Source organism: Massilia sp. DJPM01, from assembly GCF_030348125.1.
In the GTDB taxonomy this organism is placed as follows: domain Bacteria; phylum Pseudomonadota; class Gammaproteobacteria; order Burkholderiales; family Burkholderiaceae_D; genus Telluria_A; species Telluria_A frigida.
The window spans coordinates 1-25548 of record NZ_JAQOZV010000066.1; the positions used below are offsets into that span (position 1 = coordinate 1).

Below are 25548 nucleotides of genomic sequence, written 5' to 3' on the forward strand. Positions count from 1 at the left end.
CGCCGGCTGGTGCTGCGCCACGATGCAGGCGTCGCCCGCTTGCAGGAAGCGGCTCACGCGCGCGCGGCGAAGCTGCCGGCATCCTCCGCGGCGGACGCCGGCTGCGGCATGCGCCGTTCCAGCGCGCGGTTGATTTCCTTGAGCAGCTGGCGCGGCTCGATATCGACATGGCGCAGCGCGTAGCGCACCGTCACTTGCAGCGCCGCGCCGCCGTTGTGCGTGTGATGGCGCAGCGTCGCCACGGCGCGCCGCAACTGCTCGGCCAGCGTGCGCGCGGTATCGGCATCGGTTGCCGGCAGCAGGATCGCGAAGCGGTCGCCCGCATAGCGACACAGCAGGTCGGTGCGGCGCAGGTTCAGCAGAAGGGTGTGGGTGACCGCTTGCAGCAGGCGGTCGCCTTCGCGCTGGCCGTGGGCGCGGTTAATCAGGTGGAAGCTGTCGATATCGACCATCAGCAGGCAGCAATCGGGGCCGCTGCCGCGTTCGTGCTCGATGCGCAGCTGGGCGCGCAGGTAGTCGGCATCGCCCACTTGAGTAAGGGTGTCGAACGAGCGGTGATCGCGGAACAGGCGCTCGCGCTTGTGCAGGTGCTCGTTGAGCATGAACTGTTCGCGGCGCCAGTCGAGCAGGCCGCAGGTGAGGGCGGCCATGCCGGCCAGGGTCAGGCCGCTCTCGATCACGTGGTTCCACAGCTGGCCTTTGGGCACGCTGAAAAACTCGTCGAGGCAGTCGGCGCAGGCGCCCAGCATCAGGCCCGCCAGGCCGGCTGCCAGCAGCGCCGTCACGCGTCCGGGCGGGCGGCTGCTCAGGACCAGCACGAACCACACGCCGGCCATGAGGGCGATGCTGGCCTCGCTGGCGATATCGATCCACTTCCAGTCGGCGGGCGGCTTGGGCACCGCGGCGAACGCATACAGGAAGCAGCAGGCGACAAGGGCCAGCAGGGCCAGGATGAGCGGAGAGCGGTGTGAGTGGAGCATGGGTGAAAGGCCGACGCCTTGCATGAGGGTGATACGTTCCGATACTAGCCCGCGCGCGTGACAGGACGATGACAGGCGGGGGTGCAAACAGCGCAGCGGCGCCAGTCCGATCGGCTCACCGGGCGCACCACGCCGGGCGGCGGCCTGCCAACGCCCGGGTCATTTCAGCGCATAGGCGGTGCGAAAAGGCCGTAGCGCCGGTGGCGGCGGGCGCCGTGTCACGAGATGGACATATTCGGCCTCTAGACTTCGCCCTGTTTTTCACCCATCCAACGGCCACACTATGAATAGCGACAAACAACAACGGCGTCAGCGCGGGGTAGCGGGCAGTCTTCCGCGCCGGTCACTGATTGCCTTCGGCATCCTGCAACTGTGCGGCGGCGTCGCGCACGGCGCCGACAGCGCCGCCGGCAGCAGCGAGGCAAGCGCCATCGCGCTCGACACCGTCGTCATCGCCGGCCAGCGTTCGAGCATGAAGCGCGCGCTGGCGGCCCAGCAGAAGGCCGACAATATCGTCAGCATCGTCAGCAGCGATGATATCGGCGGCCTGCCCGACAAGAACGCGGCCGAGGCGCTGGCCCGCCTGCCCGGCGTGGCGGTGCAGCGCGACCAGGGCGAAGGGCGCTACATCGTGGTGCGCGGCATGGGGCCCGATTACAACGCCGTCACCATCAACGGCGCCTCGGTGCCATCGCCGGAAGCGGGCCGCCGCGCGGTCGCACTCGACGTGCTGCCGGCCGGCCTGATTCGCTCGCTGGAGGTGAGCAAGACCCTGATGCCGGAGCAGGATGCCAACTCGCTGGGCGGCTCGGTCGACGTCAAGTCGCTGTCGGCCTTCGACTTGCCCGGCACGCCACTGTCGTTCCAGGCAGGAGCGAGCCGCGACCAGAACACCGGCAAGACCAGCCCGAACGCCGGCGCCTTGTGGGCCGACCGTTTCCTGGACGGGAAGCTGGGCGTGGCCGCCGGCATCAGCGGCGAGCGCCGCAAGTTCGGTTCCGATAACGTGGAAACGGGCGGTGCCTGGAACAAGGGCAAGTTGTCCGGCCTCGAACTGCGCGACTACTTGCCCGAGCGCGAACGCAATGCGCTGGCGCTGAACGCCGATTACCGCCCGCAGGCCGGCCAGTCGCTTTATCTGCACACGTTTCTCAGCCGCTTTTCGGACGAGGAAGTGCGCGACCGCCTGTCGCTCAGTAACATCGCCGGCGGCGCCGCGTCCCCCGACAGCGCATTCACCGCGCGCGCCGAACGCCGCCTGCGCCAGCGCAAATACACGCAGCAGATCAGTTCCGCCGTCGTCGGCGGCGATATCCGTGTCGGAGACTGGAAGCTGGCCGCATCGGGCGGCGCCAGCCGCGCCACCGAAGACACGCCGGAAAGCATCAACGATGGCCGCTTTCGCGCCAGCGCCAACGTGGCCGGCCTGCGCTTCGCCGGCACCGGGGTGCCACGCCTGACAGGACCCGCCAGCCTGGCCGACCCGGCCAGCTACAACCTGCAGGGCATCACCCTGCAGGCGCGCGACAGCACGGACGCCGAGCGCCACCTCAAGCTGGACCTGGGCCGCCGCCTGGCGCTGGGCGACGCCGCTGCCAACATCGCGGCCGACATCAAGGGCGGCGTCAAGGCCAGCCGCCGCACCAAGGAGAACGACACCGAGCAGTGGGGCTACACCAGCAACAAGGCGGGCAGCGGCAATTACTGGGGCGCGGGCAGCGTGTCGATGAGCGGCTTCACGCAAGGTGCGCTGGACTACCCGTTCGCCAATCTCGGGCCGGGCCTCGATCCGGCGCTGATCCGCTCGCGCGTGGCGGGGCTGGACCGGGCCGGCGCGCGGCTGGTGGCGGAATCGAGCCTGAACGACTTTTCGATGGACGAAGACATCGACAGCGCCTACGTGCAGGCCGGCGCCGACATCGGCAACTGGCGCCTGCTGGCCGGCGTGCGCCACGAGCGCACCAGCTTCGCGGCGCGCGGCCGGCAGGTGTCGGGCACGGGTTTGCAGGCAGTCTCGCGCACCAACGCTTACGCGAACTGGCTGCCCAACCTGCAGGCGCGCTTCGATATCGACAAAGATACCAGCGTGCGCGCCGCCTGGACCAACGCCGTCGTACGCGCCAATTTCAGCCAGCTGGCGCCCGGCATCAGCCTGGCCAGCAATACCGAAGCGGTGATCGGCAACCCGGACCTCAAACCCCTGAAAGCGGCGAATGTCGATCTTGGCATCGAACGCATGCTGGGCGCGGACGGCGCGGTGTCGGCCTATCTGTACTCGAAGGACATCAAGAACTTCACCTACACCACCGATCTTGCCGGCAGCGGGGCCTGGACCGGCTACACCACCGCCACCAGCTACGCCAACGGCGACAAGGCGCGGGTGAACGGCATCGAACTGTCGTACTCGCAGTCGCTGCGCATGCTGCCGGCACCGTGGAATGGCTTGCTGGTCGGCGCCAATGCCAGTGTTAACGATGCCAAGGCCACCATCGGCCGCTTCGACAAGGCCAGCGGCGGCCAGCTGACGCGCCAGATCCGCCTGCCGGGGCAGTCGAAGCAGATCGTCAATCTGATGCTCGGTTACGAAAGCGGCCCTGTGAGTACGCGCCTGGCGCTCAATCACAAGTCGGCTTATCTGCTCGAAGTCGGCGGCGACCTGCTCGACGCATCGCAGGACCGCTATGTCGACGCCCAGCGCCAGGTGGATTTTTCACTCGGCTACCAGATCAACAAGCGCGTGCAGCTGGTCTTCGAGGGCATCAACCTGAATAATGAAACTTATTATGTGTACCAGGGCACCAAGCCGTATAACGTCCAGTATGAACAGTACGGACGCACGTTCAAATTGAGCCTGAAAGCGAATTTTTTCTGATATGACCATGCAAAAACACCTTACCCGCGCAGCCGCCTGGCTATGCATCCTCGCCAGCACGGCGGCCCAGTCGGCGGAGCGCATCGCGCTCGATGGCGGCGGCTGGCTTGCGCTCGACAAGCACGCCTTGCAGCTGACCGACGCCGCCGGCAAGGAGCTGGCGCGCCTGCCCATGCGCGCCAGGCAGCTCGACGCCCGCACCACCAGCGGCAGCGGCATCGCCGTGGTGCTCGATGCCGACACCCAGCACGCGCTGCCGATCCGCGTCGATATCCAGCGCGGTGAACTGACGCGCCTTGCGCCCCTGCCGCAACAACCGTTCGGGGTCGAAGGACTGTGCCTGTTCCGCGACCGGCAGGGACTCGACTTCCTGTTCGTCGCCGCCAGGGATGGTCAGGCCGAGCAATGGCTGATGCACGGCGCCACCCCGCAACTGGTGCGCAAACTGAGCATGCCGCTCGACGCCGGCCAGTGCAGGGTCGACGACGCCCGCCACACGCTGTATGCGAACGAGGAGGGCATCGGCACCTGGGCCTATGAAGCCAACAGCGAGGCGGCGCCGGCGAGGCGGCTGCTCAAGGCCGGTGCGCGCCTGCCTGCGGGGACGGCGGCTTCTCCGGCGGTGGTGCTCGAGCCGCGCGCCCAGACGATGCCGGTGGCGCGCCTGGGCGACGTGGCGGACGATCCGGCGATCTGGGTCCATCCGCAGGATGCGACGCGCTCGCGTGTGCTGGGCACGAACAAGAAGCAGGGCTTGATGGTGTACGACTTGCAGGGAAGGCAGCAGCAGTTTCTCGACGTGGGCCGCCTGAACAACGTCGACCTGCGCCAGGGCGTGAACATGGACGGCAAGGTGCTCGATCTGGCCGTGGCCAGCCAGCGCGACGACAACAGCGTGGTGCTGTTCGGTGTCGACGCCGACGGCAAGGTGGCCGAGCTGGCGCGCTTTGCGACCGGCTTTTCCGAGGTGTATGGCATCTGCCTGTTCCAGCCGCGCAGTGGTGGGCTGGACGTGATCGTCAACGACAAGGGCGGGGCGTTCCGCCAGTTCCGCATTGCGGGCAGTGGCGGCCGGTGGAGCGGCACGCTGGCGCGCGAGTTCAAGGTGGACAGCCAGCCGGAAGGCTGCGTTGCCGACGACCGCAACGAGCGCCTGTTCATCGGCGAGGAAAAGCGTGGCGTGTGGACCCTGGCGGCGCGCGCCGATCAGCCGGTGGCGCGCAAGATGGTGCTCGCCGTGGGGCGTGACCTGCATGCCGATGTGGAGGGCATGGCGATCTACGAAGGCGCAAAGGGCGCTTACCTGATCGTGTCGAGCCAGGGCGACAGCAGTTATGTCGTGCTCGACGCGGCGGCGCCGTACAAGGTGCGCGGGCGCTTCAAGGTGGGCTTCAACCTGGCCGAAGGGATCGATGGCACCTCCGACACCGATGGGCTGGATGTGACGTCGAAGAACCTGGGTGGTCCTTATGTGCAGGGCATGCTGGTGATTCAGGATGGGTATAAGCGCATGCCGGATGGGCCGCAAAACTTCAAGTACGTGAGTTGGGAGGATGTGGCGAAGGCGTTGAAACTCTAGATATCTACGCCTGCGTCGTTTCTGCCAATGGCAGGAACGACGGTGGCGCGGTAGGGGGAACGCCGGAGAAAGGGAATTTGCCGATGGTTTGTTCTGGATCAGTTCCAGGCGTGTGCAAGGGTTTGACTGAGCCGGCATTTGCGCTCAAAATTTCTTGATTCTCTCTTCTTTCTCAGGTGCCTATCATGCTCAGTGCCACACTGAAACTGCTGCTCCGCGAAGTTTCCCAGATCGCCAGGCGCGGCCGCAATTCGCTACTCTCCCTGGCCCAGGAACGCCGCACAGCGCTGCGTCTGGACCGCCTGGCCGACCGCCTGGCGGGAATGGGAGTCAAAATCGACATCCTGCGCAAGCGCATGAACGAGGGCCGGCTCGACGAACCGCTCGACGCCGACGCCAGCCTGCGCGAAGCGCTGCGGGGACTCAAGGAAGATATCCGCACGGTGCGCTGCCAGCTGTCCGCCCTGAGCGGGCCGCGCAGCTCACCACGCTTGCAGCGCGCGTTCGCGCGCCTGGCGGCCATCGCGGAAAAAACCTACGCGGCCGCCGATAAACTTCAATGGGAAATCGAAGCGCATGAGCAGATGGGCGACGCGCAACAGGCGTCGGCCGCTACGCGCTTAAGCGCTTAACTGCGCGCCGTCTGGCAGCGCCTCTCTGCCTTGCTCGGTATCGATCGGCTGGCTGTCGCGCAGCCTCATGGCCTCGCCCAGCATCACCAGCACCGGGCCATGCGCCGGTCCGAGGCCGTGCGCCAGGGTCGCCAGGGTCAGGCGCATGATGCGCTGCTCCGGACGACTGCAATTCTCGATCACTACCACCGGCGTATCCGGCCGGCGGCCCTGGTCCAGCAGGCGCTGGGCCGTCACGATCGCCTCGCGCCCACCCATGTACTGCACCAGTGTGTCGGAATCGGGAACCACCGTCATGTCGCCATGCTCGGGCGCGGTGCTGGACGTGAAAAACGCCACGCTGCGCGCCACGCCACGCTTGGTCAGTGGCTGTTTGGTCGCCGCTGCCGCCGCCACCGCAGTGGTAATGCCAGGCACAACGTCGACCTCGATGCCGGCTTCTTCCAGCGCGCGCAGTTCTTCATCGGCGCGTCCGAACAGCATCGGATCGCCGCCTTTCAGGCGCACCACCAGCGCGTATTTGTGCGCGCTGTCGACCAGCTGCTTGTTAATGAAGGCTTGCGCCGTCGACAATTGGCCGCAGCGTTTGCCGACTGCGATCTTCACCGCCTGCGGACACAGTGCCAGCATCTCGTCGGTTACCAAGGCATCGTGCAGCACCACGTCGGCCTGCGCCAACAGGCGCGCGCCGCGCAGGGTGATGAGATCCTGGGCGCCGGGGCCGGCGCCGATCAGATAGACTTTTCCGAGTGCTGACATACTGTGTTCCTTTTGCTGGCGTTGATGACTTACGCGTCCAGCCGGATCATACCAGCGGCAACCGTCTGGTGCGTCACTTCATCGATCAAAATGAAGGCGCCCGTTGCGCGGATGTCGGCATAGGCGTCGGCGGCCAGCGGCTGCTGCACGGTCACGCCGATGCGGGCGATGTCGTTCAGTTTCAGCCCGTCGGCCGCATGGCGCTGCTGGGTATTGATGTCGAGCAGGGTGTCGATGCCGGTGATCTTGGCCGAGGTCTGCTTGGTGCCATGCTTGATCCAGTACTTGCGGCGCATGTCGAGCGGTTCGTCCGACATCCAGCACACGTCCGCCTTGAGCGTCTTGAGCAGCGTCGCTGGCTGGTCGGCGCCGGCCAGCAGGTCGCCGCGCGAGATGTCGAGATATTCATTGAGCAGCAGGGTGATCGACTGGCCCACGACGGCCGACTGGTGCGAGCCTTCCAGGGTGAGGATATCCTTGACGGTGGCGCTCTGGCCCGATGGCTGCACCACCAGCTTGTCGCCCACGCTGACCTTGCCCGCTTCGATGCGGCCCATGTATCCACGGAAGTCATTCGCTTCGTGGCCGTTGTGGCGCGCCACCAGCTGGACCGGGAAGCGGAACGGCGCCGCGTGCGATTCGTCGTAGACTGACAGCGATTCGAGCAGCGAAATGAGCGTCGGACCCTGGTACCAGGCCATTTTTTCGCTCGCTTCGACCACGTTGTCGCCGGTCAGGGCCGACAGCGGAATCGGCGTGATGTCCTTCAGCCCCAGTGTCGCTGCGAACTCCTTGTACGCCTTGACGATGCGGTCGTACACGGACTGGTCGTAGTTCACCAGGTCCATCTTGTTGACGGCGACGACCACGTGCTCGATCTGCAGCAGGTGGGCGATGGTCGAATGGCGCTTGGTCTGGATCAGCAGATCCACGCCGCCATCTTCGCGCAGCTTGACCTTGGAAACGTCGATCAAAATGATCACCGCGTCGGCAGTCGAAGCGCCGGTGACCATGTTGCGGGTGTACTGCTCGTGGCCCGGGGTGTCGGCGATGATGAATTTGCGCTTGGGCGTGGCGAAGTAGCGGTAAGCCACGTCGATGGTGATGCCCTGTTCGCGTTCGGCTTCCAGGCCGTCGGTCAGCAGCGACAGGTCGACGGCGTCGCCCACGGTGCGCTTGTGCTTCGAGCGCGACATGGCATCCAGCTGGTCGGCGAAGATGCCTTTGCTGTCGAACAGCAGGCGCCCGATCAGGGTGCTCTTGCCATCGTCGACCGAGCCGGCGGTGATGAAACGCAGCAGACCCGATACCGCGTCCGGACGTTCGCCATTTTGGCTTTTAGTAGTGGTGTCAATACGGGCGTTCATCAGAAGTATCCTGCTTTCTTGCGTTTTTCCATCGAGGCTTCGGAGGTCTGGTCGTCCATCCGGGTGGCGCCGCGTTCGGTGATCTGGGTAATGGCGGTTTCGGCGATGATCGCTTCGACCGTCGATGCGCTTGAGCTCACGGGGCAGGTGCACGAAATGTCGCCCACGGTGCGGAAACGCACTACCTGGGTTTCGACGGTCTCGCCTTCGCGCGCCGGGGTCAGGTCGGTCAGCGGCACCAGCAAGCCATTGCGCGGAATGACCTGGCGCTCGTGCGCGAAGTAGATCGGCGGCAGCGCCAGTTTTTCGCGCTGGATGTAGAGCCATACATCGAGTTCGGTCCAGTTCGAGATCGGGAACACGCGCATGTTTTCGCCCGGGTGCACGCGGGTGTTATACAGGTCCCACAATTCCGGGCGCTGCGCCTTGGGGTCCCACTGGCCGAATTCGTCGCGGAAGGAAAAGATGCGTTCCTTGGCGCGCGCCTTTTCTTCGTCGCGGCGGGCGCCACCGATGCAGGCGTCGAATTTGTGTTCGGCGATCGTCTCCAGCAAGGTCACCGCCTGGGCCGCGTTGCGCGAGTCGGTCTGCGGATTACGCAGGCGCACGGTGCCGCGCTTGATCGAGTCTTCGACCGAACCGACGATCAGGCGTTCACCCAGTTCCGCCACGCGGGCGTCGCGGAAGGTGATCACTTCGGCGAAATTGTGGCCGGTGTCGATGTGCACCAGCGGGAACGGGAATTTACCCGGCCGGAAGGCTTTTTCGGCGAGGCGCAGCAGCACCACCGAGTCTTTCCCGCCCGAGAACAGCAGGGCGGGGTTGGCGCATTCGGCGGCGACTTCGCGCAGGATGTGGATCGCTTCCGATTCGAGCGCATCCAGGTGGCGCGCGTTGACGTCGGTCAGCACGCGCGGGGTATCGGTCAGTGTAGTCATGGTGGCGAGGCCTATGTTTTCTTATGGTGGCGCGCAAGCAGACGCTTTACGCAGCCACGGATTTAATGCGGATCAGTTTACCATCGACCAGGTGCAGGCCGCATTCCTTGGAGTCCGGGTTTTCCCACCACCAGCGGCCGGCGCGCACGTCTTCGCCCGGTTCCACGGCGCGCGTGCACGGTGCGCAGCCGATCGAGGGAAAGCCCTGGTCGTGCAGCGCGTTGTACGGCACGCCGTTGTCGCGGATGTAGTTCCACACATCGGTCTCCGACCAGTCGGCCAGGGGATTGAACTTGACCATGCCGTGCGCGGCGTCGTCTTCCTGGATGTCGAGCTGCGCGCGCGTGCTCGATTGCGCGCGGCGCTGGCCGGTTACCCAGGCCTTGTTGCCGGCCAGGGCGCGGCCCAAGGGTTCGACCTTGCGGATGCGGCAGCACTCGCGCCGCATGTCCACGCTCTCGTAAAAGGCGTTCAGGCCGTGCTGCGACACGTAGGCGTCCACCGCTTCCGGCTGCGGTTTGTACAGCGCGATGTCGTAGCCGTAGGTGTCCTTGACCTGGGCCAGCACCGCCAGCGTTTCCGGGTGCAGGCGGCCGGTTTCGAGCGAGAAGATCCCGATCGGCAGGTTCGCCTTGAGAATCAGATCGGTCAGGACCATGTCTTCGGCGGCCAGGCTGGAGGCAAACACCGCCGGCGAGTATTCAGCGGCGATGCGCTCCAAGGTGGCGCGGGTGCTGGCGACGAGGGCGGAGATATCGTTCATGTGTGCCTCAGATGCCGTAGCCGACGTCGGCGCTGTCGATGCGCACGTCGCGCTCATGGCGGCGGAACAGCGGCGCCTTGATGTCGACCGAGGCCTGGTACACCTCGGAGAAGTCGGTCAGGCCCTTGAGCGCGTCGTGGATGTTGCGGTCCTGGCGCGTGGCAAAGGCGTCGAAGCCGCAGCGCTGCATCTGGAACAGCTGGTCGCGCAGCACGTCGCCGATGGCGCGCAGTTCGCCCTGGTAGTTCAGGCGCATGCGCAGGTTGAAGGCGGTCGAGTAGCCACGGCCATCGGTAAATTTGGGGAAGTCGATGGCGACCACCGCGAATTTGTCCAGGTCGTCCTTGAGCGCTTCGGCGCGTTCGTCGGGCGCGAGCCACACGCCAATGTCGCTACGCGCGGCCAGCGAGGCGCGCTGCGCCTGCCACACCGTCAGCGGGACGATGACTTTCCCTTGCGGGACCACGACCGCGTCGGGCGCGTCGGCGGCGATGCCGGCTTCCGCGTCAAGCACGGCCAGGCGCAGCACGCTCCAGTCGTCGGCGACGACCGCGCGCTGTTTGATGATTTCCTTGTGCGACTCAAGCATAGTGGTCTTCTCCAACCAGTTCGCCCGCCTTGATCGGCGTGGCATAGACATGTTCCTTGAACGGCGCCACGCCCAGGCGCTGGGCGGTGTCGACAAACCGTTCGTCTTCGTGGCGTTCGCGCACGTACACCTGCAGCAGGCGGTCGACCACTTCCGGCATTTGCAGCGCCGAGAACGACGGGCCGATGATCTTGCCGATGGCCGCATTGTTCCCTTGCGCGCCGCCGATCGAGACCTGGTACCACTCGCTGCCATCCTTGTCGACACCGAGCACGCCGATCGAGCCGACGTGGTGGTGGCCGCAGGCGTTGATGCAGCCCGAGATATTCAGTTCGATCTCGCCGATGTCGTGCTGGTAGTCGATGTCATCGAAGCGCTCCGCAATCGCGGCCGCAATCGGGATCGACTTGGCATTGGCCAGCGAGCAGAAGTCGCCGCCCGGGCAGCAGATGATATCGGTCAAGAGGCCAATATTCGGCGTGGCCAGGCCGTGCGCCTTTGCTTCCTGCCACAGCGTGAACAGGGCCGCTTGCTTGACGTCGGCCAGCACCAGGTTCTGCTCGTGCGTGACGCGCAGTTCGCCGAAGCTGTAGCGGTCCGCCAGGTCGGCCACGAAGTCGATCTGGGTCGCGGTGGCGTCGCCCGGCGGCACGCCGGTCTTTTTCAGCGACAGCAGCACCACGCTGTAGCCCGGCACCTTGTGCGCCTTGACGTTACGCGTGAGCCAATTAGCGAAGGCCTTGTTGTCGGCATGTTCCGCACGCACGTCGATGTTCGGCAGCGTTTCGTAGGCCGGCGGCGTGAAGTAGGCCGCTACGCGCGCCATCTCTTCGTCGGTCAGGGTGGAGGCGCTGTCTTTCAGGTCGACCCATTCTTCCTCGACCTGGCGCGTGAATTCCTCGACGCCCATGGCCTTGACCAGGATCTTGATGCGCGCCTTGTACTTGTTGTCGCGCCGGCCGTAGCTGTTATACACGCGCATGACCGCTTCGATGTAGGTCAGCATGTGACGCCATGGCAGGAACTCGCGCACCACGCTGCCCAGGATCGGGGTACGGCCCATGCCGCCGCCGACCATGACCTTGAAGCCGATTTCGCCATCGTCGTTGTGGACCACGGTCAGGCCGATGTCGTGCACCGCAATCGCGGCGCGGTCTTCCAGGGCGCCGTTGATGGCGACCTTGAACTTGCGCGGCAGGGCGGCGAATTCGGGGTGGAAGGTACTCCACTGGCGCAGCACTTCGGCGTACGGGCGCGGATCGATGATCTCGTCCGCCGCCACGCCGGCGTATTCGTCGGAGGTGATGTTGCGGATGCAGTTGCCCGAGGTCTGGATCGCGTGCATCTCGACCGAGGCCAGGTCGCTCAGGATCTCGGGCGTCTGTTCGAGCTCGATCCAGTTGAACTGGATGTTCTGGCGCGTCGTGAAGTGGCCATAGCCGCGGTCGTACTTGCGGGCGATGTGGCCGAACATGCGCATCTGCGCCGAGGACAGCAGGCCGTATGGCACGGCGATGCGCAGCATGTAGGCGTGGCGCTGCATGTAGAGGCCATTTTGCAGGCGCAGCGGCAGGAATTCGGCTTCGGTCAGTTCATCGTTGAGACGGCGCTCCACCTGGCTGCGGTATTGCGCGATGCGTTCCCTGACGATGAGGTGGTCGTATTTGTCGTAACGGTACATATGTCATCCTGATTTTTAGGAGACCTCGCAAAACCTGCTGCGCGGCGCAATTGTCGCCCTGCGATGCTCACCGTACCTTCGTACGGCTGCGCTTCTCTGACGAAACTTGCACCGCTCGCTACGGTTTGTCGAGGTCCCCTCTTTTTGGGCTTCTTCGGGGGCAACTGCATGAGACTGTCCCCAAACTAGCCTCAATAGTAATAAACTCGTCCTTTATTCCAAAGGACTAAGAATTTATTTGCTTATATGCGTATCCGGCATAAGCATTCTTATAAAATGCTGGTTGATATTTATTTTGAGTATCTTTCCGGCCTGCGAGAGCAAAAAAGCAATGAACCTCCATCAATTACGCTTCGTGCGCGAAGCCGTGCGGCAGAATTACAACCTGACCGATGCGGCCAAGGCCTTGTTTACGTCCCAGCCCGGGGTGTCGAAAGCGATTATCGAGCTTGAAGAAGAGCTTGGTGTTGACATTTTCACCCGTCATGGCAAGCGCATCCGCGGCTTGACCGAGCCCGGCCGGCTGGTGCTGGAGTCCGTCGAGCTGATCATGCAAGAGATCGACAGCCTGAAACGCATCGGCAAGGAGTACGCGGCCCAGGATAGCGGCAGCTTCACCATTGCCACCACGCATACCCAGGCGCGCTATACCTTGCCGAGAGTGGTGCAGGCGTTCATGCTCAAGTATCCCAAGGTACGCTTGTCGTTGCTTCAGGGTAACCCGCGCCAGATCGCCGAGATGGTCCAGCGCGACCAGGCCGACCTGGCCATCGCCACCGAATCGATTGCCGGCATTGATGGACTGATCACATTGCCTTGTTACCAATGGGAGCACATGGTGGTGGTGCCGCCCGACCATCCGCTGCTCAAATCCAAGGCGGTGTCGCTGGAAGAAATCGCCACCTACCCGCTGATCACCTACGATGGCGCCTTTGCCGGGCGCAGCAAGATCGACCATGCTTTCGGCCTGCGCGGACTGAAACCGGACGTGCTGCTCGAAGCCATCGACGCCGATGTCATCAAAACCTATGTGGAACTTGGCATGGGAATTGGTATCATAGCGGGCATGGCCTTCGACGCCGAGCGCGACAAGAACCTGCGCGCCATTCCGGTGGGGCACTTGTTCGGCATGAATATTTCGCGCGTGGCCGTCAAGCAGGGCGCCTATCTGCGCAGCTATATCTATACCTTCATCGAATTGCTGGCGCCGACCCTGAACCGCAAGCTGGTCGAGTCGGCCATGAGCGGCACCAAAGAAACCTACGAGCTGTAAAGCATTTGCAGCAAGCACTCACGTCAAGAAAAATATGATCACCGAACAATCCGCACAGTTTTACGCCAAGAGCGCCTCCAACCACGACCGCATCTACGACCGGCCGGAACGCAAGGACGACCTGGCCGCCATGCGCGGCCACGTGGCCGAGACCCTGCGCGGCCACACCGTGCTGGAACTGGCCTGCGGCACCGGTTACTGGACCGCCGTCATCGCCGGCACGGCCGACAAGGTCGTGGCCACCGATATCAATCCCGAAATGATCGCGCTGGGCAAGCTGCGCGCGCTGCCTGCCGACAAGGTGGAATTCATGGTGGCGGACGCCTGGAACCTGCCGGACGACATCGGCAGCTACACGGCCGTGTTCATCGGCTTCTGGTGGTCGCACGTCAAGCGCGAAGAGCAGGAACGCTTCCTGGCGCAACTGCGCAGCAAGGTCGGCGACGACATGTTCATCGTCCTGCTGGACGACGTCTACGTCGAAGGCAGCAGCGAAACCGTGGCGCGCACCGATATGGAAGGCAACACCTACCAGATCCGCATCGCACCCGATGGCGAGCGCTACGAAATTCCCAAGACCTATCCGTCCGACAGCGCGCTGCGCAAAAAGCTCGCTTCGTCGGTGCGCGAGATCAAGATCGTGCGCCTGGAATACTACTGGCTGCTGACCTGCCGCCTGAAGTAAGTCATGTCGATACCGCCTTGGGCGCGCTCGACGCGCCCAGTTTCGCGCTGGCCGCGATCAGCAGCATCGCGCAGCCGAGTCCGGCGAACGCCATGGGCAGGCTGCTAGCGTGCGCCACGAACCCGATCGCCGCCGGGCCCGCCAGGATGCCGGCATAGCCGAGCGTGGTGATGGCCCCGATCGCCAGGCTGGCCGGCATCGCGCGCTGGCTGCCGGCCGCGGTGAACAGAATGGGCACGATGTTCGACGCGCCCAGGCCGATCAGCACGAATCCAGCCAGCATGCCCGCTACCGACGACGCCAGCACCGTGCAGAAGAAGCCGGCCGCCGCGCCCAGGCCGACATGGCCAGGCCGGCGGCCAGAAAAGCGAGGCGGGTGGGCAGGCGTTGTCGTGGTCCGGAATCTGGCATGGCATTTTTCGGAAACGGAGGGAACTCAGGGCTGGGCGGCGCGCAGCACGCGCACGCCGCGCGCCGCGAAGGCGTCGGCCTGGCGCGCATCGATATCATGCTCGGCAACCAGTTGGGTCAGGCTGGCCGCCGCCAGCACCGCGTACGGCGCGGCTGTGCCGACCTTGTCGTTGGTGGTGGCGACCAGCACCGTCTTGCTGAGAACGGCGACGCGGCGCTTGAATTCGGCTTCCTCGAAATGGATGGCGCTGATGCCGGCCTGGGCATCGATGCCGCAGGCGCCCAGGATGTACAGGTCGGGAGAGATCAGTTCCAGTTCGCGCAAGGCGCTCGCGCCAATGCTGGCCCCCGTCTCGGCATGAATGCGTCCGCCAATCACGATCAGTTCGACGAGCGGCTTGTCGATCAGCGCGGCGGCAATCGCCGGGGCGTTGGTGATGACGGTCAGCCGCTGTTCGCCCAGTGCGGCCGCGATCGCCAGGTTGGTCGAGCCGGCATCGATGAAGACCACGCTGCCGGGTGCCACGCAGGGCACGGCGGCGGCCGCGAGGCGCGCTTTGCGGCCGGCCTGGGCACTGCGGCGCTGCGCCGGCGTTCCGCCCGGGGCGGCGGGGAGCTCCATGCGCAAGGCGCCGCCATAGACTTTCTGGCACAGGCCGGCCGCGGCCAGGTCGCGCAGATCGCGCCGGATGGTGTCTTCCGACACTTGCAGCCATTGCGCCAGGTCGGGCGCCAGCACCCGTCCATCGGTTTGCAGGCGTTGCAGGATGAGGGCGTGGCGTTCCTGCAAGAGTAGGGGATCGGTCGGCATGCGCATCTTCAAACGGGATAAAGTGCGCGCAAATATACATGAATGCGCACAAACGTGCAAACACGTATGAAAAAAACCCCGCAAGCTGCGAGGCAGCTTGCGGGGTTTTTGTTTCAGCTAAGCGCGCCTGAACGCGCCAGTGAATTTAGAACGAGTGACGAACGCCAACTGCCAGCGCGCTTGGATCAGCACCGAACGCGGTTGCTGGTGGAGTGACGTTTGCGCCAGCCGAGTTGATGCCGAAGGTTGCTTTGTCGTTGTTACGCAGCATTGCGTACGAAGCGTACACGTTGGTGCGCTTGGACAGGGCGTACGAGTAAGCCAGCGAAGCGCCGTTACCCTTGGCGCCACCTTCCAGTTTGTTTTGCTGGACGTTACCGTAGATCTTGTTGTTGCCGAAGGTGTACGACAAGCCGGCGTTGATCTGCTCGTACTTGTTGCCCTTGCCGGTTGGGTCGGCAGCCATGTAGTTACCGCGAATTTCGACTGGGCCGATGGTGAAGCCTGCACCGACGATCATTTCCTTGTCGTCGCCGGAAGCCAGACGCTCAACAACGTGGTAACCGCCGCCAACGTAGATGTTGTTGGCTTTGTATTCAACTGCCAGACCCATCAGATCCTGCGAAGGACCGGTTGCCTGTTCGCCCAGACCGTAGCCGGCGCTGACGATCACGCCGCCCATCGAGTTCGATTTGTAGTTGACCGAGTTGCTGATGCGACGGGTCAGACGGGTTGCGCCGCCGAACGAGCTCAAGTTGCTGCCGTAGAAGCCCTGGCCGTTGATATCGCTTGCGTTAGCGACGTCAGCGATTGGGGTGTATTCGCGGCCGATCATCACGGTGCCGAAGCCACCTTTCAGACCAACCACCGCGCGGCGGCCGAACAGGACGCTGTCGCCGGCGCCGGAGTCGAGTGCGACGCCAGCTTCGAGGTTGAATACAGCGCTCAGGCCATTGCTCAGATCTTCAACGCCACGGAATCCGACACGGCTGGTCGACTGGTTGCCGGAATTGACGACCGTACGGCTGCCGCCCTTAACGTCCGTGTCTTCTTTCGCCAGGGAGGCATCTGCCACGCCGTAGATCGTGACGCTCGATTGAGCGGAAGCGCACAGAGGAATTGCAGCGGCCAGGACAGCGGCCATCAGTTTGCATTGCATATGAATCTCCAAAAAGTTGCACAGATAAGTGTCGATTAACCAGGGTTGCTCTTAATCGGACGTAATTATAACTTCCACGTATGTCAAATCCATGACAAAGTGAAATGTGGTGAAAAAGAGACAGACTTGGTTTGCCCCGGAACAGGGCGTCAATACCGTTCAATTGCACGCTTCGGGTGCACTAAATGTGACTTCGGATAAATGCTGCGGCGCCGCATAGCGCCCGTCGTTACGGGCGGTCTGGGAAGTCTCAGGGAGCCGGGGGCGGCAGCGGGCGGGGCCGTTCTGGTGTGCCGGTGGCGTGCTCGGCGCCGCGCTCGCCGGCAACGTCGTCACGCGTGCTTTCGGGCAACGGCAGCACGATATCGATGCGGGTTCCGGGCGGATCGTCGCTGCTGACGGTGATCTCGCCCTTCATTCCCCACACCCGTTCGCGCATGCCGATCAGTCCGAGCGATTGCGCTTTTTCCATGTCGGAGGCCTGGATTCCGCGTCCGTCGTCGCGGATCGACACCAGCAGCTGGCCATCGATGCGGTAGACATACATGGTCACATTGCTGGCCCCGGCGTGACGCGCGATATTGGTCAGCGCTTCCTGGACGATGCGGAAAATGGCGGTACTGGCGGCGTCGTCGAGGCGCAGTTCGGCTTCGTCGGCGAACAGGGCGCAGGCGATGCCGTGCCGTTCGACGAATTCGTCGCGCAAGCCTTGCAGCGCGAAATACAGGCCGCCTTCGTCGAGCGCGCGCGGGCGCAGGTTGGTGGCGATGCGGCGCAGCGAGGTGATGGCGGTCAGGAGGTTCTCTTCCATGCCTTTCATCAGGCGCCGGCCGTTGCTGCCGGCGCCGGGTTCCTTTTGCAGCAGGTTCAGGTCCATGCGCAGCGACGCCAGCAGCTGGCCGAGGTCGTCGTGCAGCTCGCGCGCGATGTGGGCGCGCTCTTCCTCGCGCACGGTTTGCAGGGCCGACGAGAGTTGGCGCAGCTGCGCATGCGAGCGCGACAGCTTTTCCTGGACCTGCTGGCGCTCGGTCACGTCGCGCAGGATGATGGTGTAGATGGTGCGGTCGGCTTCGATCATGCTGGAAATCGAGCCTTCGAGCGGGAAGGTTTCGCCGCTGGCACGCACGCCGGTGACGGCGTAATCGGTGGCGCGGCGGCCGGCGCGCCCGGCCACGTCGCCGAAATAGGCGGGCGCGGCATCACCAGTGACGGTCGGCAGCGGGGCGATGAATTGCTGCAGCGGACTGCCCTGCATCCGTTCCACGGTGGTCGAGAACATCGCCGCGGCCGAGGGATTGGCCAGCACGATGGTCTGGGTATCGTCGGTGGAGATGATCGCTTCGCTCGCGTTCTGGATGATCTCGCGGCTGTGGCTGCGCGCAAAGCGCGGCCAGCGGTTATACGCGAACAAGCGCGCGAGGGAGTGACCGCCCAGCAAACCGAGGACGAACATGACCGGACCCCAGCTCAGGAAGCGGGAAGAACGCTGTTGTGCCATGCGCGCCTGCCGTCGATGGCCCGCGGGACGCGGACCGTGGGCTGATTGTAAAAGCGGGGTAAGAACACGCCTTGAGGCGCGACAAAGGGCGCGACAAAGGGCGTGGCGGGCGCAGCGGACTGCGCGGCAGGGTACAGGGTTTCATGGCGTGTCGGTCGCTGGTGCATGGAACGGGGGAGGGGCGCCGCGCCGCGCCCGGCGCGGCAGGGGACACCCTCACATCTGCTTGAACAGGTGCAGGAAGCTGCGGCTCACTTCCAGTTTGTCGGGCTTGCCCTTGATCAGCACCAGGTGGCGCCCGCGGATATCGCGCGTCACCCCTTCGATGGCATTGACGTTGACCAGGGTGGCGCGGTGGATTTGCCAGAACAGCGCCGGATCGAGTTCCTCGGCCAGGTCGCGCACCGGCTTGCGGATCAGCGCCTCGAAGCGCTCGGTCTGCACGCAGGTGTATTTTTCGTCGGAGCGGAAAAACAGGATGTCCTCGACCGGAATCATGCGCAAGTCCTGGCCGATGCTGGCCTGGATCCATTGCAGGTAGGTGGGCTTGGGCGCCGCCATTTTCTCGGCCAGCTGCGAGAGCATGGCCGTGACGCTGTCGTTGACCGCTTCCTTCGGCTTGGCCAGGCGCGCCTTGAGGCGGTCCACCGTCACTTGCAGGCGCTCGGCCTCGGGTGGCTTGAGCACGTAATCGACGGCGCCGCGCTCGAAGGCTTCGACCGCGTACTGGTCGTAGGCGGTGACGAACACGATGTTGCTGCCGGCGCCGATGGCGCGCGCCGCTTCCATGCCGGTTTTGCCCGGCATGCGGATATCGAGGAAGGTCAGGTCGGGCTTGAGCTGGCCGACCAGCTCGATCGCCTCGTCGCCATTCTTCGCCTCGCCGACGATTTCCAGCTCGGGCCAGGCCTGGTTCAGGCGCAGGCGCAACTGGTCGCGCATCAATCTTTCGTCGTCAGCAATAATAGCGGTAGGCATGGTCCGGTTCTGGTGAAAGGCAAGAGTGCCAATTATTCAATGAAACCCGGCTTTAATCAATCGATTCCTTGGTGCGTCTTTGTTGGCCGCTCACTTCGACACATGGTAGGGCACTTCGATGGTGGCGATCACGCCGCTGGGTACGTTGGCCGCGATGTGCAGCTGGCCTGCGTCGCCGTGCAAGAGTTTCAGGCGTTCGCGGATCGTCATCAGGCCCAGGCCGGTGCCGTCGCTGGGAAACACGCCGAAGCCGACCCCGTCGTCGCTGACGATCACGCGCAGCTTGTTGTGCGCCACCTCGGCGACGATGCGCAGCGAACCGCCTTCCGGCTTGCATTCGAGGCCATGCTTGATGGCGTTCTCGACCATCGACTGCAGCATCATCGGCGGAAAGGCGGCGCTGCGCAAACCCTCGGGAATCTGCATGTCGACCCGCAGGCGCTCCTCCATCCGCATTTTCAGCAGGCTCAGGTACGCCTTGACCATGTCCGCCTCGCGCCCGAGATTGGTGACGACGGCGTTGTCGCGCATCTGCGGCAGCACCGCGCGCAGGTACTGGATCAGACTGCGCTGCATGGCCGAAGCGCGCGGCGGGTCCGTTTCGATCAGGTACTCGACCGAGGCCAGGGTATTGAACAGGAAGTGCGGCTCCACCTGGGCTTGCATCATCTGCATGCGCGCCTCGGATAGCTGGCGCTGCATCGATTCGCGCTCGGCGGCCGCGTTGGCGGTCTGGGTTTCGGCTTCGGCGCGCTTCTTGCTCCCCACCAGCGCCTTGGTGGCGAACAGGGCCAGCACCAGCAGCGAAATGAAACTCTTGAACCAGGTCGAGGCCTGGCCGTGATACACCTTCACTTTTTCTTCGGCTGCATTTTCGACCGCCGCCTCGATTGCGCTCGACAAGCCTTCCACGATCTGCGGCGGCAGCGCGACGCGCACTTCGCCATCGGCCGCGCCCGGCAGCACCGCCACCGGCGGTGGCTCCGGCACGGTCGGCTCGGCCGGTTTTGCGCCCGGATAGGGCGGCTCGGCCGGCTTCGCGCCCGGCTCGGGCGGCTCGGGTGGCTCGGGCGCTTCCGGCGGCTCGGGCGGCTCGGCCGGCAGGCTGCGCTTCTTGGGCGGGCTGTAGCTGATCCCGCTGTCGTCGAAGATGATATTGCCTTCGTGCTTGTCGCGCTTGCGTTCGGGGCGCACCTCGACCACGTCCGCGCCCGAAAACAATTCGTCTTGCAGGATCGAGGCGGCAATCAGGGCCAGCGCCGCGAACAGGAAAAACTTCCACCACGATAGCTGGGTTACCCACGTGGCGGTGCCGTCGAAGGCGCGGTGCAGCCATGCCAGAACGGTCGCGATGGTTGGCTCGGGAGGGCGGCGTGCTTCCATGGTGAGAGATTTCCGTGAGATTTAGAGAGATTTGTGCAAGCGGCGAGTGTAACTGCTCCGCTCTCCCATCGCCGCAAAAAGCGCCGCGTGGCGACGAATACTGATGAGATGTTGTAACTTTAGGACGCTCGCCTGGACAGCGCGCGGCGTTTGCGACAGGCTGCATGATCCGGGGAGTGGGCTGCGCCGCGCGCGCGCCGTGGCGCCCGCGACACGCGCTTTGTGGCCCATCGCTCGCGCCACGCCGCGATCACCCCGCAGCGGCCGCTTTGCGCGGTATGATAAAGGATAGAACCGGTCGTGGCCGGCCTGCTGTTGCACCTGATTAAGGGGATGTCATGTCTGCCGATGCAAAAAAATACCGTTTGATCACGCGTAGCGACTTCGACGGCCTGGTCTGCGCCGTCCTGCTCAAGCACCTGGACTTGATCGACGATATCCTGTTCGTCCATCCCAAGGATATGCAGGACGGCAAAATCGTGGTCAGCGATGGCGATATCACCACCAACCTGCCGTACGCGGCCGGGGTGCACCTGGCCTTCGACCACCACCTGTCCGAAACCATCCGCAACACCGGCGAGCGCGGCAACCACATCATCCATCCCGAAGCGCCCTCGGCGGCGCGGGTGGTGTACGACTACTACGGCGGCGCCTCGGTCTTTCCGGCCGCCTGGTTCGACATGATGGCCGCCGTCGACAAGGGCGACGCGGCCCGCTTCAACCAGCAGGAAGTGCTCGACCCGCACGGCTGGGACTTGCTCAACTTCCTGATGGATGCGCGCACCGGGCTGGGACGCTTCCGCGACTTCCGCATCTCGAACTACGCCCTGATGATGGACTTGATCGATTATTGCAAAAACCATACGATCGATGACATCATGGCCCTGGCCGACGTCAGGGAGCGCATGGACCTGTACTTCGAGCATAACGCCATGTGCAAGGAGCAAATCCGGCGCTGTGCCACCGTGCACCGCAACCTGGTCGTGCTCGACCTGCGCGAAGAAGAAACGATTTACGCCGGCAACCGCTTCATCATCTATGCCATGTTCCCGGAAACGAATATCTCGATCCACGTGCTGTGGGGGCTGAAAAACCAGAACACCGTGTTCGCCACCGGCAAATCGATACTGAACCGCAGCGCGCGCACCAATATCGGCGCGCTGATGCTCGAATACGGCGGCGGCGGGCATGAAAATGCCGGAACGTGCCAGGTCTCGAACGAGCTGGCCGGCGAAGTGCTGGGCGCGCTGATCCAGCGCATCACCAGCGAAGGCTGAGCGCGGGGTGGGCGGCGGCCGCGCAGCGCGAGCCGGCCGCCTCAGGCCGCCGGCGCGGCGACCAGCAGGTCGAGCAAGGCATGCTCGGCCAGCGGTGCGCTGAAATACGTGCCCTGCAGTTCGTCGCACAGGTTGTTCCGTAAAAACTCCATCTGCACGCGCGTTTCGACCCCTTTGGCAATCACCCGGGCCCCCAGATCGTGGCCGACGTCGATCAGCGCCTTGGCCAGCATGCCGCTGCGCGCATCGGCCGTGATCTGGTGCGTGGCCAGCTTGGCCAGTTTGACGTGGGTCAGCGGCAGCTTTTGCAGGAAATTCAGGTTCGACAAGCCGCCGCCGAAGGCATCGACCGCGCGCAGCACGCCCAGCTCGCCCAGCTGCGACAGCACTTCCACGGACAGATGCTGGTTGGTATGCAGGCTGTCTTCGCGCAATTCGAGTTCCAGCTGGGCCGGGGCGATGCGGTATTTGTCCAGGGTGGCGGCGATGTGCCCGACGTAGCCGGGGCGCGAAAATTCGCGGTGCGTGACGTTGAGCGCCACCGGCAGCGGCGCAAGACCGGCGCTGTTCATGCGCTGCATGAAGGCGCACGCTTCGTCGAGCACATAGTCGCCAATGGCGGCGATCATGCCGTTTTCCTCGGCTTCGGGCAGGAACGAGGCCGGCGTCAGCACGCCCAGTTCGGGATGGCGCCAGCGCAGCAGCGCTTCCAGCCCCAGGATGCGGCCGCGGCACAGGCAAATGCGGGGCTGGTAGAGCAGGAAAAACTCGTGATGTTCGAGCGCGCCGCGCATGGCGTCTTCGAGCTTTTGCTTGGCCTGGGTGGTCGACTTCATGTCGGCGGAAAAGAAATGCACCTCGCCCGTCTTGGCCGCCTTGGCGTGGTACATGGCCACGTCGGCCGCGCGCACCAGGTCGAGCGCGCCGCTGCCATCGTGCGGGAACACGCTCACGCCGATGCTGCCGCCGACCGCGATGTCGGTCGCATGGAAGCTGACCGGCTGCGACATGCTCACCCGCAGGCGCTCGATCATGCGCAGGGTGTAGCGCAGCGAGGGCTGGTTGACCAGCACCAGCACGAATTCGTCGCCCGACAGGCGCGCCACCGTATCGCTCTCGCGCACCGACGATTGCAGGCGCCGCGCCACCATCTTGAGCACTTCGTCGCCCGCTTCGTGGCCGTAGCTGTCGTTGATCTGCTTGAAGCCGTTGAGGTCGATCAGCACCGTGGCCACCAGTGATTTGTTGCGCTGGGCCATGTGCAGCGCCTGTTCCAGCCGGTCCCACAGCAAGGTGCGGTTGGCCAGTCCGGTCAGCGCATCGTGGTTGACCTCGTGTTCGAGGTGGGCGGTGCGCTGCTTGACGGCCGTCACGTCGTTGATGACGCCGATAAAGTGGGTGACCTTGCCGCGCCCATCGCTCACGGGCGTGATGGTCAGGTCGTTCCAGAAAATATCGCCATTCTTGCGCCGGTTGCGGAACACCACGTTGACCTCGCGCCGCTCGCGCACGGCCGCGCGCAGCTGGGCGCGTTCGTCTTCATCCATGCCGGGCACGCCCATGAAACGCGCATCGCGCCCCATCACTTCGTCGGCGCCGTAGCCGGTGATGCGCTCGAAGGCCGGGTTGGCGTACTCGATCGGATTGTCGGCGCCGGCGCAGCGGGTGATCACCAGGCCGCTGCTGGTGGCATGCAGGGCGCGCTCGCGCAGGCGCAAGCGTTCTTCCTGCGTGCGCCGTTCGGAAATATCGAGGCCCATGCCGCACAGGTAATGGCGGTCGCGGCAACTGATGCGCGCCCCGCACAGCAGGTAGGGCGTGGCGTGCCCGTACTTGTCGAGATAATTTGCTTCCACCATGATCTGGATGCCATGCTCGAAGACATTGCGGAAGTTCGCGGCGATGATGCGCTTTTCGGCCAGCTCGTACATATCGAGCGCGTTGGCGCGGCTGACCTCGTCGGAACTCATGGCCGTGACCTGTTCCAGCGTCTTGTTCCACAACGCAAAGCTGCCATCTTCGCGCAGCACGTAAAAGGTGCCCGGCAACACATCGATGATGCTCGAGAGCGGGATGCGGCCGACCGCCGCCGTGTCCGATTCGTCGCTGGCGGCGTCGACGATGGCAATGCAATGGCTCAGTTGGCCGTCCGTGCCGAACTGGGGCAGCAGGGTGAGGGCGGCCTTGTGATGGCTGCCATCGGCGCGCACGAACTCCAGCTCGGCGGCATCGCATTCGTTGGGAAAGGCAGTCCAGCGCAGCTGATAGTGGCGGCGGCTGTCGTCGCTGAGCAGGGCAGTCAGGGGCTGGCGCAATGCATCGGCGGCGGCAATGCCGAGCACTGTTTCGCAAGCACTGTTCCAGGTGACGATCTGGCCGCTTGCATCGATCAGCAAGGCGGCAAACGTGGCATTCTCGCTGGCAGGCATGCGCCTCTCCATTCGTGATGAAGGAGGTTGGACAGGCAAAACGGGCGGTGGTTCGCCGCAGCCGGCAAATTACATGAAAAGATGGACGGCGGCGGCGCCGGCGGGCGCGTGGCCGCCGGCGTGGATCAGGCGTGGATCAGGCCAGGACGATGTCCTGGCGCTCAGGCAAGGCGATCTGGTTATCGACGCTGAACTGGTAATCCTGGAACACGTGCTCGGCCGACAGCATCTGGTAGCTGCCGTCGGCCAGCTTGTGGGTGGTGTCCTTGAGGCGGTACGTGTAGTGGCCGCAAGTCCAGCAATTGAAATTGCGCATGTGCGTGCACAGGCAAGTCTTGTCCATCACCACCACGGTTTTACTGTCCGGATTGGCCAGCACTTCGCGGTTGTAGGCATTGATGTAGGAACAGTTGCCGGTGGCATCGAGCAGATAGCCGTAGGACTCGCAGCCGGGACGGATGCCGGCGCCGATGGCCGGCGTGCTCTTGAGCATGCGCATCGGATAGCCGGTTGGCGAAATGCCGTTGACGATGATGTCGTCTTCGGTCGCGCGCACGTACTCCTGCTTGACCTTGTCGGGCAGGCCGCACTCGTTGGTGATGGTGAAACGGGTCGCCACCTGCACCCCGCCCGCGCCTTTTTCGAGGAAGCCGACCGCGTCGGTGCCAGTGAACACGCCGCCGGCGGCGATCAGCGGGATATCGAGCTGTTCGGCGCGCATGTAGGCATGGATTTCATCCATGATGGTATGCAGGTCGTACTCGGCCCAATCCATGCCGAAGCCCAGGTGGCCGCCGGCCAGCGGGCCTTCGACGATGATGTAATCGGGCAGGCGGTCCAGCTTGGCCACCTTGCGCAGGAAAATCTGCAGCGCGCGCACCGACGAGACGATGATGCCCAGCTTGGCGACGCGGAAGCGCGGATGGTCGGCGATCAGGGCGAACGAGCCCAGGTGCAGGCCGGCCGACATGGTGATGCCGTCGATGCCGGCGTCGAGCGCGGCCGACAGGCGCGTGCGCAAGGTTTCGCGCGGCGAATTCATGGTCAGCTTTTCCATGCAGTTCACGAAAATGAGGCCATCGCCGCGTTTCGCTTCCATGGTCGCGCCCACGTGGCGGCGGGTGGCATCGGCCAGGCGGGCCAGGTCGAACTGCACCACCGCCTTGTCCATATTATTGATGTTGAACTTATAGGTCTTGGTCTTGTCTTTCACATAGCTGGTGTCGAACTTGCGGTCGGAGACATCCTCGACCATGGCATCCGAAATATGCCCGATCCCGCCCAGGCGCGCCGCTTCGAGTGCCAGTTCGGAGGTCGAAATATCGACGCCCATGCCACCGATCATGATGGGCACATATTCCTTGTTGCCCAGACGCAGGCGGAAATCATCAACACGTTTCATTGCTATCCTTAGACTGCCAAGTTTACTGGTGCGCTGGCGCGGCTGCCGCTGCCAGCTTGCGCACCTACAATTCTACCCCAAG

The 25548-nt window shown here is 64.3% G+C and carries 21 protein-coding genes; 6 read left to right on the plus strand and 15 right to left on the minus strand.

Annotated elements, in window-relative coordinates:
• Window positions 1-53: 53 nt before the first annotated feature.
• Window positions 54-980 carry a diguanylate cyclase domain-containing protein gene (locus tag PO883_RS29225; protein ID WP_289312893.1) on the minus strand — a complete coding sequence of 309 codons (927 nt, stop codon included), beginning with the start codon at window positions 978-980 and terminating at the stop codon, window positions 54-56.
• A gap of 283 nt (window positions 981-1263) precedes the next feature.
• On the opposite strand from PO883_RS29225, the gene PO883_RS29230 reads away from it, so the two are divergent.
• The 3 genes from PO883_RS29230 to PO883_RS29240 all read left to right on the plus strand — a co-directional run bounded on the left by PO883_RS29230 (window position 1264) and on the right by PO883_RS29240 (window position 6063).
• Window positions 1264-3852 carry a TonB-dependent receptor gene (locus tag PO883_RS29230; protein ID WP_289312894.1) on the plus strand — a complete coding sequence of 863 codons (2589 nt, stop codon included), beginning with the start codon at window positions 1264-1266 and terminating at the stop codon, window positions 3850-3852.
• Window positions 3853-3859: 7 nt separating this feature from the next.
• On the plus strand, window positions 3860-5431 hold the full coding sequence (locus tag PO883_RS29235) for a phytase (protein ID WP_289312895.1): 1572 nt from the start codon (window positions 3860-3862) through the stop codon (window positions 5429-5431).
• Window positions 5432-5616: 185 nt separating this feature from the next.
• Window positions 5617-6063 (plus strand): hypothetical protein, encoded by a 447-nt coding sequence (locus PO883_RS29240; protein ID WP_289312896.1) that lies wholly within the window; start codon window positions 5617-5619, stop codon window positions 6061-6063.
• Here the strand turns inward: PO883_RS29240 and cobA are convergent.
• The 6 genes from cobA to PO883_RS29270 are packed head-to-tail and all read right to left on the minus strand — an operon-like array spanning window position 6052 to window position 12160.
• The gene (gene cobA / locus PO883_RS29245; protein ID WP_289312897.1) at window positions 6052-6822 is read right to left on the minus strand and encodes a uroporphyrinogen-III C-methyltransferase; all 771 of its coding nucleotides are present in this window, start codon (window positions 6820-6822) and stop codon (window positions 6052-6054) included. The two genes, PO883_RS29240 and cobA, sit on opposite strands and share 12 nt — an antisense overlap.
• Before the next feature lie 29 nt (window positions 6823-6851).
• Window positions 6852-8189: a sulfate adenylyltransferase subunit 1 gene (locus PO883_RS29250; RefSeq protein ID WP_289312898.1), complete on the minus strand. Its 1338-nt coding sequence runs from the start codon at window positions 8187-8189 to the stop codon at window positions 6852-6854.
• On the minus strand, window positions 8189-9127 hold the full coding sequence (gene cysD / locus PO883_RS29255; protein ID WP_289312899.1) for a sulfate adenylyltransferase subunit CysD: 939 nt from the start codon (window positions 9125-9127) through the stop codon (window positions 8189-8191). Before cysD ends, PO883_RS29250 begins: the two co-directional genes overlap by 1 nt.
• Before the next feature lie 46 nt (window positions 9128-9173).
• Window positions 9174-9890: a phosphoadenylyl-sulfate reductase gene (locus PO883_RS29260; protein WP_289312900.1), complete on the minus strand. Its 717-nt coding sequence runs from the start codon at window positions 9888-9890 to the stop codon at window positions 9174-9176.
• A 7-nt stretch (window positions 9891-9897) separates the two neighbouring features.
• The gene (locus PO883_RS29265) at window positions 9898-10479 is read right to left on the minus strand and encodes a DUF934 domain-containing protein (RefSeq protein ID WP_289312901.1); all 582 of its coding nucleotides are present in this window, start codon (window positions 10477-10479) and stop codon (window positions 9898-9900) included.
• Window positions 10472-12160, minus strand: a complete 1689-nt coding sequence (locus tag PO883_RS29270; protein ID WP_289312902.1) for a nitrite/sulfite reductase — start codon at window positions 12158-12160, stop codon at window positions 10472-10474. Before PO883_RS29270 ends, PO883_RS29265 begins: the two co-directional genes overlap by 8 nt.
• A 331-nt stretch (window positions 12161-12491) precedes the next feature.
• Here PO883_RS29270 and PO883_RS29275 point away from each other — a divergent pair, with 331 nt between their 5' ends.
• On the plus strand, window positions 12492-13433 hold the full coding sequence (locus PO883_RS29275; protein WP_054267074.1) for a CysB family HTH-type transcriptional regulator: 942 nt from the start codon (window positions 12492-12494) through the stop codon (window positions 13431-13433).
• Between the two features lie 34 nt (window positions 13434-13467).
• Window positions 13468-14118, plus strand: a complete 651-nt coding sequence (locus tag PO883_RS29280; protein ID WP_289312903.1) for a class I SAM-dependent methyltransferase — start codon at window positions 13468-13470, stop codon at window positions 14116-14118.
• A gap of 1 nt (window position 14119) precedes the next feature.
• Here PO883_RS29280 and PO883_RS29285 read toward each other — a convergent pair whose 3' ends face one another.
• The 6 genes from PO883_RS29285 to PO883_RS29310 form a co-directional block, all read right to left on the minus strand.
• Complete coding sequence (locus PO883_RS29285; protein ID WP_373890114.1) at window positions 14120-14401, minus strand: hypothetical protein; 282 nt, start codon at window positions 14399-14401, stop codon at window positions 14120-14122.
• Between the two features lie 153 nt (window positions 14402-14554).
• Window positions 14555-15340, minus strand: coding sequence for a DeoR/GlpR family DNA-binding transcription regulator (locus PO883_RS29290; protein ID WP_289312904.1), 786 nt, complete (start codon window positions 15338-15340; stop codon window positions 14555-14557).
• Window positions 15341-15485: 145 nt separating this feature from the next.
• Entirely contained in the window at window positions 15486-16499 is a 1014-nt protein-coding gene (locus PO883_RS29295; protein WP_289312905.1) for a porin, read from the minus strand.
• Between the two features lie 250 nt (window positions 16500-16749).
• Window positions 16750-17997, minus strand: coding sequence for a PAS domain-containing sensor histidine kinase (locus PO883_RS29300; protein WP_289312906.1), 1248 nt, complete (start codon window positions 17995-17997; stop codon window positions 16750-16752).
• Between the two features lie 216 nt (window positions 17998-18213).
• Window positions 18214-18975 carry a LytTR family DNA-binding domain-containing protein gene (locus PO883_RS29305; RefSeq protein WP_167085557.1) on the minus strand — a complete coding sequence of 254 codons (762 nt, stop codon included), beginning with the start codon at window positions 18973-18975 and terminating at the stop codon, window positions 18214-18216.
• A gap of 90 nt (window positions 18976-19065) precedes the next feature.
• Entirely contained in the window at window positions 19066-20358 is a 1293-nt protein-coding gene (locus PO883_RS29310; RefSeq protein WP_289312907.1) for a sensor histidine kinase, read from the minus strand.
• 338 nt (window positions 20359-20696) lie between these two features.
• Here PO883_RS29310 and PO883_RS29315 point away from each other — a divergent pair, with 338 nt between their 5' ends.
• A complete protein-coding gene (locus PO883_RS29315) occupies window positions 20697-21635 on the plus strand; it encodes an exopolyphosphatase (RefSeq protein ID WP_289312908.1) in 939 nt (312 codons plus the stop codon).
• A gap of 41 nt (window positions 21636-21676) precedes the next feature.
• Here PO883_RS29315 and PO883_RS29320 read toward each other — a convergent pair whose 3' ends face one another.
• Together PO883_RS29320 and PO883_RS29325 are read right to left on the minus strand one after the other, a co-directional pair.
• The gene (locus tag PO883_RS29320) at window positions 21677-24076 is read right to left on the minus strand and encodes a bifunctional diguanylate cyclase/phosphodiesterase (RefSeq protein WP_289312909.1); all 2400 of its coding nucleotides are present in this window, start codon (window positions 24074-24076) and stop codon (window positions 21677-21679) included.
• A gap of 124 nt (window positions 24077-24200) precedes the next feature.
• Entirely contained in the window at window positions 24201-25466 is a 1266-nt protein-coding gene (locus PO883_RS29325; protein ID WP_289312910.1) for a nitronate monooxygenase, read from the minus strand.
• Between the last annotated feature and the right edge of the window lie 82 nt (window positions 25467-25548).

Excerpts from the sequence above, each read along its gene's own strand:
- PO883_RS29295 (WP_289312905.1), bottom strand. The coding sequence starts at position 16,499 with ATGCAATGCAAACTGATGGCCGCTGTCCTGGCCGCTGCAATTCCTCTG.
- PO883_RS29310 (WP_289312907.1), bottom strand. The coding sequence starts at position 20,358 with ATGGAAGCACGCCGCCCTCCCGAGCCAACCATCGCGACCGTTCTGGCA.
- PO883_RS29270 (WP_289312902.1), bottom strand. The coding sequence starts at position 12,160 with ATGTACCGTTACGACAAATACGACCACCTCATCGTCAGGGAACGCATC.
- PO883_RS29280 (WP_289312903.1), top strand. The coding sequence starts at position 13,468 with ATGATCACCGAACAATCCGCACAGTTTTACGCCAAGAGCGCCTCCAAC.
- PO883_RS29240 (WP_289312896.1), top strand. The coding sequence starts at position 5,617 with ATGCTCAGTGCCACACTGAAACTGCTGCTCCGCGAAGTTTCCCAGATC.
- PO883_RS29315 (WP_289312908.1), top strand. The coding sequence starts at position 20,697 with ATGTCTGCCGATGCAAAAAAATACCGTTTGATCACGCGTAGCGACTTC.
- PO883_RS29325 (WP_289312910.1), bottom strand. The coding sequence starts at position 25,466 with ATGAAACGTGTTGATGATTTCCGCCTGCGTCTGGGCAACAAGGAATAT.
- PO883_RS29250 (WP_289312898.1), bottom strand. The coding sequence starts at position 8,189 with ATGAACGCCCGTATTGACACCACTACTAAAAGCCAAAATGGCGAACGT.
- PO883_RS29235 (WP_289312895.1), top strand. The coding sequence starts at position 3,860 with ATGCAAAAACACCTTACCCGCGCAGCCGCCTGGCTATGCATCCTCGCC.
- PO883_RS29275 (WP_054267074.1), top strand. The coding sequence starts at position 12,492 with ATGAACCTCCATCAATTACGCTTCGTGCGCGAAGCCGTGCGGCAGAAT.
- PO883_RS29290 (WP_289312904.1), bottom strand. The coding sequence starts at position 15,340 with ATGCCGACCGATCCCCTACTCTTGCAGGAACGCCACGCCCTCATCCTG.
- PO883_RS29320 (WP_289312909.1), bottom strand. The coding sequence starts at position 24,076 with ATGGAGAGGCGCATGCCTGCCAGCGAGAATGCCACGTTTGCCGCCTTG.
- PO883_RS29260 (WP_289312900.1), bottom strand. The coding sequence starts at position 9,890 with ATGAACGATATCTCCGCCCTCGTCGCCAGCACCCGCGCCACCTTGGAG.
- PO883_RS29230 (WP_289312894.1), top strand. The coding sequence starts at position 1,264 with ATGAATAGCGACAAACAACAACGGCGTCAGCGCGGGGTAGCGGGCAGT.
- PO883_RS29300 (WP_289312906.1), bottom strand. The coding sequence starts at position 17,997 with ATGGCACAACAGCGTTCTTCCCGCTTCCTGAGCTGGGGTCCGGTCATG.
- cysD (WP_289312899.1), bottom strand. The coding sequence starts at position 9,127 with ATGACTACACTGACCGATACCCCGCGCGTGCTGACCGACGTCAACGCG.
- PO883_RS29265 (WP_289312901.1), bottom strand. The coding sequence starts at position 10,479 with ATGCTTGAGTCGCACAAGGAAATCATCAAACAGCGCGCGGTCGTCGCC.
- PO883_RS29225 (WP_289312893.1), bottom strand. The coding sequence starts at position 980 with ATGCTCCACTCACACCGCTCTCCGCTCATCCTGGCCCTGCTGGCCCTT.
- cobA (WP_289312897.1), bottom strand. The coding sequence starts at position 6,822 with ATGTCAGCACTCGGAAAAGTCTATCTGATCGGCGCCGGCCCCGGCGCC.
- PO883_RS29285 (WP_373890114.1), bottom strand. The coding sequence starts at position 14,401 with ATGCTGGCTGGATTCGTGCTGATCGGCCTGGGCGCGTCGAACATCGTG.
- PO883_RS29305 (WP_167085557.1), bottom strand. The coding sequence starts at position 18,975 with ATGCCTACCGCTATTATTGCTGACGACGAAAGATTGATGCGCGACCAG.